The sequence below is a fragment of the Bacillus sp. BB081 genome (assembly GCF_008368895.1).
Taxonomy (GTDB): domain Bacteria; phylum Bacillota; class Bacilli; order Bacillales; family Bacillaceae_G; genus Bacillus_A; species Bacillus_A wiedmannii.
The window spans coordinates 1-12770 of the sequence record NZ_QOZX01000083.1; the positions used below are offsets into that span (position 1 = coordinate 1).

The following is a 12770-nucleotide window of genomic DNA, read 5'->3' on the forward strand; positions in this document are numbered from 1 at the left end:
TTAAGAACCCTATTTTTTGAAAAGAACTTCTAAATTGGACTGAGGAAATTTAGGATTCCTAAAATAACTAAGATCTAATTAACCATAGAAATATAAAATTCCCATTTTGGGCGTACTTCAGAATATTAGCTTGATAGCGATGGGGGAGCACCACATCACCATCAAGCTAATACTTTCATATCCCCCTAAATTAAAATTTTCTTTCTCTACAGATAGCTATTCTGAGAAGCCGCTCATTTTTTCGTTTTGGGGGCATTTCTTTTTCTTAAGTTGATGGGCATGTATGGTGACCCCTATTAGACGATAGTGAATTAACAATTTCGGGGTTCAGTTCAACTTTATTCAAAATAAGATTTTTTTGCAGTAAAATCAATGTTAGTGGAACTTTTTTAATCAAACTTTTTTCTAAATTAACATAAATACTTGCAACATTTAAATTAGTACTATATAGTTCTAGTTATGACAAAGGTAAAATTAATGAATCAAAAACGTGTGATTGAAGTAGCTGCAACATTATTTTTAGAAAAAGGGTTTGCTTATACAAGTATGGATGAATTAGTACGTGTAAGCAAAGTTTCAAAGTCTAATGTGTATTATCATTTTTCTAATAAGGAAGTATTATTAGAAGGGGTCGTTGATTATTGGATTGAAATGTATCAATCTGCAATTGATGACGTACTTTCTCAAAACCAATTTTTAGTTGAAGATCGTATCCAACTGTTTTTAAAGCAATTATCACAGGGAGTTCAGTCGAGAGAGTATAAGGGGAGCTGTCCATTTATCACTCTTTATATTCAAAGTCCTAAACAGGCCACGCAAATAAAAGAAAAAATAGGTCTTTTTTTTATAGGATTACAAAAGAAAGTTTCTCTATTACTTAAACAAGGGGTAGAGAATGGAGAATTCAGAAATACGATTAATATTGATGAGGTTGCATCACTTTTTATTACAAATCTTGAAGGAGCGTTATTTATTTCAGAAACATTGAAAGATGCAACTGTAATTACGAAAACAGCAGATCATTTTTTAAAATTGCTTCGATAAAAGAAGCATTTTTTTTACATCAAATTAGTACTAAGCAGTACTAAAAAGGGGATTTTATATGAGAACAGTATTTTTAACTGGTGGAACAGGCTTTATTGGAAAGCAATTAGTAAAAGAATTAGCCAAAGAGGATGTTAAAATTCTTCTTTTAGTAAGGTCGAAAAGTAAAGCAATACGCATTTTTCAAGAAAGAGGCATCTTAAAAAAGGCAGTTATGCACTTTATTGAAGGTGATTTGACGAAAATAGATTTAGGTCTAAGTGCTGAAGATAAGGAGAGGGTATTGAAAACGGATGTGATTATTCACGCAGGAGGCCCCATGGATATTCAAGCGACAAGTAAAGAGGCAGCTTCCGTATTTTTAAATGGCGCCAAACACATTAGTGAATTAGCTAAAAGCATTCATCAATTGAAGGGCTTGCAACAATTTATTCATATTGTAGGTTATATGAGTCCCTTTGATGATAAAAATAGCAAGATTGCAATTGATGTGTTTAAAGAAGGAAACAATTATTTGAAAATAAAAAATCCATATGAGAGAACAAAATTTTTAGCAGATCTTTATATCCGTCACCAGGCATCAGCAGTAGGTTATCCGCTTTCTGTAATTAATCCGCCAACTGTAGTCGGTAGTAGTAAAACAGGGAGTACAGAGCAGATAGCAGGATTAGGTTTGCTTGTGATGAGTATGCGAAGAGGGCTCATGCCAGTGATTCCTGGAGGTAAGGGATATAGGTTACCACTTATTTCAAACGATGAGCTTGCGAAGTTTATTGTGCAGGTTTTCAGATTGGAGCAACCGACTATTCAAACATATACACTTGTTGAAGACAAACAGCACGATCAGAACATTGCTGAATTATTAAGTATTATGTCGGAAAGTATGAATATGAGGGCACCAAAAATCTCTGTCCCAATGCCACTTATGAAAGCAATTATGAATAGTGGAGTAAGTAAAATAACAAAAATTCCTTCTGATGGACTGAATTTTATTACAAAAAGAAAATTTTCAAATGTTTCAGCGAAAAAAATTATGGGAGGAGATTGGTTTAAGAAGACGAATGTAATGAAATTTTTCCCTGCCGTAGTAGCTGATCTGGATTATCGAATGATGTATCAAAATGGCCAGCATAATCATTTATTTAAACGAACATTATGCGATAACAATACCCTTTACCAATTACAAGGAGAGGGTAAACCGTTTATTTTATTACATGGTTTATTGAGTGATGGAGAGGATTTATTTCCTTTAGCACAAGAGCTTCATGAAAAAACTGGTCAACCTGTATGGATCTTGGATCTTCCAGGTTTGGGACGTTCTCCTTTTAAACGAGAGAAAAATCTTCTAGATGTCTATTTGAATGTAGTGAAAAAGTTATTGGAGAAAGCTACTAATGGTGCACATCTAATTGGCCATTCATTCGGTGCGTTTATTCTTCTGGAAGCATTGGTACAAGAGTACATAGATAAGAAGTATTCAATCACTTTACTTCAGCCACCTGTTGCTAAAAAAAATGCTAAATCGCTAAATGTTCCCCAATTTATGAACAAATGGACATTAAAATTGGCAACTACTAATTTGATAGGGCGTTATTTATTAAGTAATGGTTTGTTTGAAAGTATGGAGAGCATCCCTGAACATTATATCGAAAAAATAAGTAACAGTTTTACTTCTCCTAGAATTTTAAATACTACGGTTCAGCTTAACAGTTTACTACTGAAAAACGATCAAGGTGATTTCAATGAAGTAACAAAGTATAATCTTCACATTATTTGGGGGGATTATGACAGAGGCTATTCTGCTCCATCGTATCTTGGTAAGGTTGATTTTGTTCCATATGGCCATCATTTTCCTCTTAGCCATCCGAGTGAAACGGCAACATTAGTAATAAAAAATAGTAATACTAGCAGATGAGAGTGTGGGATAAATAAAAAGTGTGTAGTAAGATCGTTGTGTCTTTGAAATAAAATCGTACTGCATCGCCATCAAGCTAAGAAAAGAGATTAATCCAAAACAAAAAAACTTCGCATAATATGTGAGAAAAAAGGAGAGATAAAGGCATTTTAACCTTATCTCTCTTTTTCTATATTAAGGTATTTCTGGTAAGGAGTTAATTAGTTATTGCTATTTATAAGAACGTGAAGAAGTGTTGATATCGGTTTGAACTGTGGTAAAGGTTGAAGGGGGAATCCAAGGATATATCAGAGATGTGCATGATGATTTGGCGCAGGGTTATTAATCCATCTTCTATGAAATCGTGGGATTATATAAGAATTTATTATCCTGGAGATTTTAAAATAAAACCTACCTAATTATAGAAGTGATTTGAACGTAAGGAAATTGTAAGAAATGCATAAGAAAAAAGAAATTTTTATTATGTAGGATACAAATATAGAGAAGCACAAAAGAGGGAGGATAAATAGGATTTATTTATACGAAAACCAAACTAGTAATAAGCGCATTCTAAATAAAAAAATCATTTATGGTACTAACATACATGTGAAAAAGAAAGGTTTTACCGTTTGTTACGACAGTATGGATAAAGCCAGAATAGTAGTTTATGTAATTTTTGTAATTGAACAAATAAAAGATGAAATTAATCATTTATCTAAGGAGGCATTTTTTTATGGAAAATAAATTATCTGGGGTGTTAGCCGCTACTTTGGCTCTAACGATGAGCCTGCCAACAGGAGCGATAGCGTCTTCTAGTAGTAAGACTCCGGTTGTATCTAGCCAAGAAGTTGCTAGCAAAGATTTGGAGAAGATTGCTGCAGAGAACGCTGAACTACTCACGAAGTCCTATGAGACGACAAGCGTGCAGTATGCGCTGATTGATAATGGTAAACTTATTTTGTCGGGGCAGACAGGCAAAAATGACATAGAAGGAAAAGAGCCACTAACCAAAGATACTCTATTCGGAATTGGTTCAACCAGTAAAGTATATACGGCTGCGGCTGTTATGAAACTAGTAGACGAAGGAAAAGTTGATTTGGATGCTCCTGTTGCCCGCTATATTCCTGATTTCAAAATGAAAGATAAACGATATAAGCGCATTACACCGCGTATGCTGTTGAATCATTCCTCGGGTTTGCAAGGTTCGACATTCAATAATGCATTTTTATTTAAAGATAATGATGCTTATGCCCATGATATCTTGTTGCAACAATTGTCCAACCAAAACTTGAAGGCAGACCCTGGCGCGTTCTCAGTATACTGTAATGACGGTTTTACGCTGGCTGAGATCTTGGTAGAAAGAGTCAGCGGTATGAGTTTTACTGAATTTCTACATCAAAAGTTTACAGAGCCATTAAAACTGAATCATACGATAACATCGCAAGACAAATGGGAAGACGAAAAGCGGGCTGGACAGTATTCTCCGACGTACCAGGGACAGCTTCCAAGTGAAATGGTAAATCTGATTGGTACGGGAGGAATCTCTTCTACTGCAGAAGATGTGGTGCGATTCTCACAAATATTTATGGGACAGAGAAAAGAAATTCTCTCTAATAAAGCAGTCAAGGCGATGGAACAAGAAGAATATAAAAAAGGAATGTGGCCGGGAGATAGCGGAAATGTGTTCAACTATGGTCTTGGCTGGGATAGTGTGAAACTATACCCATTCAGTGAATATGGGATAAAAGCGTTGACTAAGGGTGGGGATACGATACTGCAACATGCTACATTGGTCGTGCTTCCAGAACAGAAGATGGCAGCAGCTGTATTGTCCTCCGGCGGCAGCAGCATGACAAATCAACTGTTGGCAAACAAATTACTGCTAGCTAGGCTTAAAGAGAAAGGAACAATTAAGGATATAAAACCAGATAAATCCTTCGGCAAGCCCGTCAAGGCTAAAGTGCCTCAAGACGTGGTAAAAAAAGCGGGTTTTTATGGAAATAGCCGCAGCCATTTCAAAATAGAAATTACGAAGAAGGGAGAACTGTTTTTACCAATTAAACCGGAAGAAAAATATGTATATACGGCGGATGGAAGCTTTATAAATGAGAAGGGTACCTCCAAGCTTAACTTCGTTACTGAGAAGAATGGAAAAGTTTATTTGAGAGAGAGCGCATATGAATTATCGCCGGGATTGGGGCAAAATGTTCTGACTCAATATTTAGCCCAAAAATTAGAAAACAATGTGTTACCGAAGAAAACAGCTGCTGCATGGGCGAAGCGTGAGGGTGGCAAGTTCTACCTCGTTAACGAAAAATTTAATTCTATGAACTATCTAGGACAACTAATGCCTCTTAACACACAAATTACGATCAAGGATGGGTATTGGGACGGCAAACAAATTACAGGTCCAAATTCGGCGATGCATCAAATTCAGATTCCCGTGATGAATGGGCGGGATACGAAGGAAGCTCATTTTTATACAGAGAATGGTACTGAATATATGGAGATGGCCAGCTTTTTATACGTCAGTGAATCTAACGTAAAATCCCTTGATGCAGGTCAATTATCGAAAGTTGCACTGCAAGAAAATGGGCATGCCAAATGGTTTACGATTCCGCAAACGGCAGCAGGGAAAACGATGACTGTGGAGTTGCCATCAGGAAGTTCATTCGCGGTGTATGATGAAAATGGGGTATGCGTCAATTTTAGTGTTGTTAGTGATAATAAAAAAGTGAAACTACCAGAGAACGGAACGGTTGTATTTGCTGGCGCACCGAACTCAGAATTTACAATCGCATTGAACTAGCTACAACTCGGGGTAGACTTTAATAAAACAGTACCACTTGGAAAAGATATTTTATTTGTATCTTAAGTATTCCCTTAAATGATATTACACTTAAATTCTTAACTTAATAGCAACGGAATAGCACCACATGCCCATCAAGCTAGTAAAAATAAATACCCCCAAAATAGTAAAATTGACATCCCTAGAGTAAAAATGTAAAAAATTATTGTTTAGGGGGCAGGATAAAACCTTAGCTTGATAGTGATGGGGTCCCGCCAACAAGACGCGAATTTTGCACACTAAGCAAAAAAATAATAAGTTGTCCACATGGACAGCTTATTTACATTATTCTCGTTATCGGTAGCAAGTTTTTCATAAAATCCTTGTTTTTACTAAATTTTTTGTCTCGATGCCTATCTATCTCTTATACGAGATTTTATACATCATTGATATAGCGGGGATTCTAGGGATCTTCGCTATTCTTTTTTTCATAAAATCTTGTATAAAAAAGTAGTTAGACTAGTGTGTTTTACTTCGGTTCATTTCAAAATATAATTGGAAATTCATCTTTAAATTAAAAAAAGAAGGTGTTACCTTTATATATTAATAACTTCGAAATATTGTATAACAGATAACTTTTATGCATTATTGATTAGCATTGCTTATTGTGCTAACGAATCAGGATAGTGTGGCGACCGACCAACTAAATAGTTGCTTCTCCTCAATTATTAGAAGGGAAGTTCTATCATTTCGCGAATTTATTAGACATAGACGAGTGCTATAATTTTCTATATCTACATAAAGAGGTGACTACGCATGAATCAAAGACCGTCAGAAGAAGAATACGCCGGGAACTCCGGCGAATATATCCGTTTGGTGCCGGACGGTAACATCATCGATATTCTGCTCGCCCAGGAAAAGCAAATGACCGAGCTCCTGACATCGTTGACCGAAAGCCAGGCCGCGTATCGGTATGCGGAAGGAAAATGGACGCTGAAAGAAGTCGTGGGCCACATCGCAGACGCGGAACGCGTCATGACCTACCGCCTGCTCCGGTTCGCAAGAGGGGACCAGACGCCGCTGACCGGTTTCGATCAGGAATTGTTCATGCCTCCTTTTGGAAGCTGGACAACCGCGCAATTGGCCGAAGACTACCGGGCCGTACGGCAATCAACGATCACATTGCTGCGCGGGCTACCGGCGGAGGCGTGGACCCGCAAGGGCACAGCCAACAACCTAAGCATTACGGCGCGCGCCCTCGCGTACGGCATCGCAGGACACGAACTTCATCACATGGGGGTTATCCGAAACCGGTACTTGAGTTAATCGTCGGCTGAGGCCTTTGGAATGGAACTAACACCTCTCATACAACCTTAGATACCGTTCTTATTCGGGTCTCGCCCCACAACCATCAACTTAAGGATTTAGACTATTTTTGAAATTAAAAGCACGTTACTATTCTCTTATGTTAATGAGGAAGGGTGACGTGCTTTTTATGAATATGCACCAAAAACAAGAGTTATCTTTATTTGCCGAAGAGTTATATCGATTTTTTTCATTTGGGGGTATTTGTTTTTCTTAGCTTGATGGTGATGGGGCACTACTCTATAATGATCAAATTAAAATTTAAAACAGTTATAGAGACTCCATTCCTCCGAAATATTGTAACTATTAAGTTGTAAAAAGAACCATAGTTTTTCATTTTTGAAAAGGCTATGGTCTTTTTTAATTGTAACAAAGATATGAGCGAGGAAATTTTTTATATAAATCAAAAAAAATTGATGAAGTAGTTGCATCAAGACTGAATCAGCGTATATACTATAAACATCAAAAAAGTTGATGAAGGGAAGTGAACTACAGTGGCACAAGATTTTCAGCTATATGAGAAAAAGTTTAAAGCGTTGGCAGATCAAAAGCGTTTAGAGATTATGTATGAACTTTGCCAGCGAGGCCAGACTTGTGTATGTGATTTAACAGAGATTTTTGAAATGACGCAATCTAAATTGTCATATCATTTAAAGATCTTATTAGATGCAGGTTTAATTGTAAAAGAAACAAAAGGTACGTGGAGTTATTATGATTTAAATGATGCGGAAGTAAATAATTTATTATCAGAAGAATTGTGCTGTATCTTTAGAAAAACAGGCAAAGGAAGCTGTTGTTAAAATTTTGCACTATTAATCAAAAAAAATTGATTAATAACATGTAAAGAGGAGGAATAAAGTATGAGATATGTTCACGTTGGTATAAATGTTACGAATTTAGAGAAGTCTATTGAATTTTATGAAAAGGTATTTGGTGTGTCACCAGTTAAGGTGAAAGTGGATTATGCAAAATTTTTATTAGAGACGCCGGGACTTAATTTCACGCTGAACGTACGAGATGAAGTGAAGGGAAATCAGGTAAATCATTTCGGTTTCCAAGTGGATACAGCTGAAGAGATTACATTGCATAAAGAAAGATTAGAAAAAGAAGGGTTCTTTGCACGTGATGAGATGGATACGACTTGTTGCTATGCGGTTCAAGATAAGTTTTGGATAACGGATCCGGATGGGAATGAGTGGGAGTTCTTTTATACAAAAGCACATAGTGATGTTCATAAAATTGAAGATTCATCTTGTTGCACAACTTCTAACGTAGTAGATAAAAATTCTTGTTGTTAATAGGAGATGGAGAATAAAATGAAACGTTTATCTTTTTTAGACCGATATTTAACACTATGGATTTTTCTAGCGATGGCTGTTGGGATTGGTTTAGGATTTGTGTTTCCTAGTGTAGTAGATGGACTGAATACATTACAAGTTGGAACAACGTCTATCCCGCTTGCTGTTGGTTTAATTGTAATGATGTATCCGCCGTTAGCGAAGGTTCGCTACGAGGAAATGGGTCGGGTATTTAAAGATGTAAAAGTGTTAGTTCTATCTTTAGTACAAAACTGGATTATTGGACCTGTACTTATGTTTGTTTTAGCAATTATTTTCCTTCCTGATAAGCCAGAATACATGGTCGGGCTCATTATGATTGGTTTAGCACGTTGTATTGCAATGGTAATTGTTTGGAACGACCTTGCTGATGGGGATAAAGAGTATGCGGCAGGTTTAGTAGCTTTTAACTCAGTATTCCAAATGTTATTCTTCTCCGTTTATGCATACGTGTTTGTAACAGTCATTCCAGAATGGTTAGGAATTGAAGGAGCTATCGTTAGTATTACAATGGTAGAAGTAGCGAAATCAGTATTTATCTATTTGGGAATTCCTTTTATAGCAGGTATGTTGACACGTTTTATACTCGTTAAGTTAAAAGGAAGACAATGGTATGAAAAGGTATTTATACCGAAGATTAGTCCACTTACATTAGTTGCATTACTATTTACAATCATCGTTATGTTCTCCTTAAAAGGGGAAATGATTGTTAGCGTACCATTAGATGTAGTAAGAATAGCAATTCCGTTATTCATTTATTTTATTGTGATGTTTTTTGTTTCTTTCTTTATGGGAAGAAAAATTGGTGCAAACTATCCGGTGACGACAACGTTAGCATTTACAGCAGGTAGTAATAACTTTGAGTTAGCAATTGCTGTAGCAGTTGGTGTGTTTGGTATTCATTCAGGCGCAGCATTTGCAGCTGTTATCGGACCGTTAGTTGAAGTTCCTGTAATGATTGCACTTGTAAACGTTGCTTTTTGGTTTAAACGTAAATACTTTAATGATCAACCAGTCTAAATTTAAAAATAAAGGTGGAAAACAACATGGAGAACAAAAAGACAATCTACTTTTTATGCACAGGAAATTCATGCCGAAGCCAAATGGCAGAAGCCTGGGGCAAACAATATTTAGGAGATAAGTGGAGTGTCTATTCTGCAGGGATCGAAGCACACGGAGTAAATCCAAATGCTATTAAAGCAATGAATGAAGTAAATATTGACATAACGAATCAAACATCAGATATGATTGATTCATACATTTTAAATAACGCTGATTTAGTCGTTACCCTTTGTAGTCATGCAGATGCTGTATGCCCATCTACTCCGCCGCATGTAAATCGTGTTCACTGGGGATTTGATGATCCAGCAGGAAAAGAGTGGTCTGAGTTTCAGCGGGTTCGTGATGAAATTGGAGAACGGATTAAAAGATTTTCTGAAACAGGGGAGTAAAGTAAAGAGTCAATCTTCTATTTATAGGGATTGGCTCTTTTTTATTTTATATTTCATTAGTTTAAAACAACTATTAAAACGAATAGAGAATATTCTGTCATGATGGTAAAGTTAGAATAGAGCAGTTTCAGGGGGGGCATAACATATGATTTCTGAATTAAGCATGAATGATTTTTATAAATGTAACGGTTTAGTAAATGAAAAAGGGCAATTAGAAGTGAAGGCTGTAATTGCAGGGGTGAATCCTGGTCGTATATTTGTAGATAACATCTATTCTCCTAATTCAGGACTTATTTGGTTAGGGAATAACGATGGCTTCTTTTTTATAGGAAGTGCAGAAAATGAAAAGTTTAATAATGAAATGAATAGTTTTATTGATAATGTGATAGAACCTGAGGCCAGAAAGGCTGGACTAGATTGCTTTGAAGCAATTGGTAATCATTCAAAGTGGAATAAAACAATCGGAAAAATATTTCAACATCGTAAATTAAAGAGTTGGAATCAAAGAGTGTATACGCTCAAGGAAGAGGATTATGAGGGGAATCATGAACCTAAAATTGAACAAGGGTATACAGTGATAAAAATGAGTAAAGCTCTCTATGAAAATCAAGGGAATGTATTGAAGAATATTGAATTTTTACAATCAAAAATTTTAGAGTTTTGGTCCTCGCTTGATGAATTTTTTAACGAGGCAATAGGTTATTGTATAGTTTTTGACAACCTGGTTATAAGTGTATGTTTTTCAGGGTTCGTTTTTGAAAATATACATTGCATAGATATTGAAACGATAGAAGGTCACCAAGGTAGAAAATTAGCGCAAACGATAGCTCATAGTTTCGTAAAAGAGTGTTTGGAGAATAATATAATTCCATATTGGGACTGCATGGAATTAAATAAGCCTTCTGTGGCCGTTGTAGAAAATGTAGGTTTTACAAATGTGTTTAATTATGTAGGATATTATTTTCCTTTTGAGTAAATTAAGTGTATTTTGCAAACCTATCATCAAAAGTTTTTACATGTAAGGAGAATAGGATGAAACACATAATAAAAGACATATTAATAAACTACTTTAAAGAAATTCATTCACTAATAGTTGAAGAAGAACTACATAAGAATAGCTGGCATACAGATTTACACTATAAAATCATGGTGAATGGGAATCGGTATTCCGCACGATTTATAAATAGCAATCGAACAATTAATCCAGCCTTTGGGACGTTATCAAATGAACAATTGAAAGAGCAAGTACGGTTTACGTATTATTTACGAGAGCATGGAATCCCATTTATGCAGATTAAGGAAAATAGGGCGGGAGGGTCCTTTACATGTGTCACTTGGAATGATGAACAGTATCGGTTTGTATTGTCTACTTGGATGGAAGGGGAACATGTTACTCATTGCACAGAAACGATGGCAGAAGTCTTTGGAAAGGAAGCAAGAAAGATACATGATATTTCTAGTACATTTCAAAGCTCGATTTTTCAAAAGAAATCTCATTTAGATGGATATGGTGAGTTTATAAAGTTGTTAGAAAATAAAGGTGGTACATGTAAGGAATTGCAGAGGTATATGAATCTAGCTAAGTATCATTTAGAATGCGCACATACGAATGGTTTGGAGTTTATTGTGCAAACAGATTTAAATCCTTTAAATGTCATATGGAACTCCAATCAATGTGTAAAAGGAATTATAGATTTAGAATCGATTGGATATGTAGATCGAATTGAAGGACTAGCCTTTTTAATAAAATGGTACTCTCGAACGAAAGGAATACAGTCGCATAAAGTATGTTCGAAAGTTGCTAGAGCATTTTTAAAAGGGTATGGAGCTAATAACATTTTAACTTCAAATGATTATAAAAGACTTTCTTCACTACTATGGTTATCCGGTAGTCTAAATTGGAACTTCGTTAAAAAGACGTTGAGTCTAATAGGTGACGAGAGTGCATTAGTAGAACATTTGAGAGTTTATAAAATAAGGGGAGAAAGACTGTTGTCATTGTTAATTTGTAGATAACATTTATTCTTCTAATATGGGATTCAAAAAAGAAATCATGTGAGGTGTTTAAAAAATGAAAATACAAATTGTATTGTTTGACGGTTTCGGAGAACTTGTCTCCTTTGCACCTTTTGAAGTACTGAAAAGAGCGATAGAAGAAGGGGCTCCATTTACGGTTGAACTCGTATCAAGTGAACGAAAACAAGAAGTTACTACTTCGTTCGGAGTTACGATTAAACTACATGATTTTTTACGAATGGATAATCGTCCAAATTTATTAATTGTGCCTGGTGGTGGCTGGAATCATAAAGCTGAACATGGGGCGCGAAAGCAAGCTGAGCTTGGTACTTTGACTAAAATAATTAGAGAGATGCACAATAAAGGAACGATTGTTGCTGGAGTTTGTACGGGAGGTATGTTACTAGCTGCATCCGGTATATTGAATGATAAAAAGGTAACCATGCATCATTTGGCGCAGAGTGAAATTCCTACATATGGGGCAGAATTTCTTCCTTACAGAATTGTGGATCAAGGCGATAGTATTACCGCAAGAGGAGTTACTTCAGGGCTTGATTTAGGTCTTTGGGTAACGGAAAGGTTCGCAAGTCCCAAAATTGCAGCTGCTGTTGAATATAGAATGGAATATGAGCGGCGAGGTGTTGTTTGGAAGTAATGTGACCGTAATCATAGTTTTTTGTTGTAGAACGTTTTAGATATTTTAAAAGAGAAAGAGCCAACTTATACGAGCAGGCTCTTTTTTTATGTATTCATTTTTTATGTTTAATAATTGGGCTGAATATAACCTAATTTTATTCCCTTCGTGACAGCTTCTAAAATAAGGGAAGTTCAACATAATGGACATAAACGTTGCTTATACATGTAAAGTAAGATGT

At 35.9% G+C, this 12770-nt stretch carries 11 protein-coding genes; all 11 read left to right on the forward strand.

Going from position 1 to position 12770, the window contains the following annotated elements; translation table 11 throughout:
* The first annotated feature begins 477 nt into the window (after nucleotides 1-477).
* The 11 genes from DN394_RS25185 (at nucleotide 478) to DN394_RS25235 (ending at nucleotide 12550) form a co-directional block, all read left to right on the forward strand.
* Entirely contained in the window at nucleotides 478-1044 is a 567-nt protein-coding gene (locus DN394_RS25185) for a TetR/AcrR family transcriptional regulator (protein ID WP_001072317.1), read from the forward strand.
* A gap of 58 nt (nucleotides 1045-1102) precedes the next feature.
* Nucleotides 1103-2959, forward strand: coding sequence for an alpha/beta fold hydrolase (locus DN394_RS25190; protein ID WP_149294353.1), 1857 nt, complete (start codon nucleotides 1103-1105; stop codon nucleotides 2957-2959).
* Between the two features lie 712 nt (nucleotides 2960-3671).
* The gene (locus tag DN394_RS25195) at nucleotides 3672-5747 is read left to right on the forward strand and encodes a serine hydrolase domain-containing protein (protein WP_097915205.1); all 2076 of its coding nucleotides are present in this window, start codon (nucleotides 3672-3674) and stop codon (nucleotides 5745-5747) included.
* A gap of 795 nt (nucleotides 5748-6542) precedes the next feature.
* Nucleotides 6543-7052, forward strand: coding sequence for a DinB family protein (locus DN394_RS25200; protein WP_098953376.1), 510 nt, complete (start codon nucleotides 6543-6545; stop codon nucleotides 7050-7052).
* Between the two features lie 533 nt (nucleotides 7053-7585).
* Nucleotides 7586-7891, forward strand: coding sequence for an arsenical resistance operon transcriptional regulator ArsR (gene arsR / locus DN394_RS25205; RefSeq protein WP_000046014.1), 306 nt, complete (start codon nucleotides 7586-7588; stop codon nucleotides 7889-7891).
* Between the two features lie 60 nt (nucleotides 7892-7951).
* Entirely contained in the window at nucleotides 7952-8389 is a 438-nt protein-coding gene (locus DN394_RS25210; protein ID WP_098084562.1) for an ArsI/CadI family heavy metal resistance metalloenzyme, read from the forward strand.
* Nucleotides 8390-8407: 18 nt separating this feature from the next.
* Nucleotides 8408-9448 carry an ACR3 family arsenite efflux transporter gene (arsB, locus tag DN394_RS25215; protein WP_098084563.1) on the forward strand — a complete coding sequence of 347 codons (1041 nt, stop codon included), beginning with the start codon at nucleotides 8408-8410 and terminating at the stop codon, nucleotides 9446-9448.
* Between the two features lie 26 nt (nucleotides 9449-9474).
* Complete coding sequence (gene arsC / locus DN394_RS25220; protein WP_098128120.1) at nucleotides 9475-9879, forward strand: arsenate reductase (thioredoxin); 405 nt, start codon at nucleotides 9475-9477, stop codon at nucleotides 9877-9879.
* Between the two features lie 145 nt (nucleotides 9880-10024).
* Complete coding sequence (locus DN394_RS25225) at nucleotides 10025-10855, forward strand: GNAT family N-acetyltransferase (RefSeq protein ID WP_098953380.1); 831 nt, start codon at nucleotides 10025-10027, stop codon at nucleotides 10853-10855.
* Between the two features lie 56 nt (nucleotides 10856-10911).
* Nucleotides 10912-11895, forward strand: coding sequence for a phosphotransferase (locus DN394_RS25230; RefSeq protein ID WP_098953381.1), 984 nt, complete (start codon nucleotides 10912-10914; stop codon nucleotides 11893-11895).
* Nucleotides 11896-11950: 55 nt separating this feature from the next.
* The gene (locus DN394_RS25235) at nucleotides 11951-12550 is read left to right on the forward strand and encodes a DJ-1/PfpI family protein (RefSeq protein ID WP_098953383.1); all 600 of its coding nucleotides are present in this window, start codon (nucleotides 11951-11953) and stop codon (nucleotides 12548-12550) included.
* Nucleotides 12551-12770 lie beyond the last annotated feature (220 nt).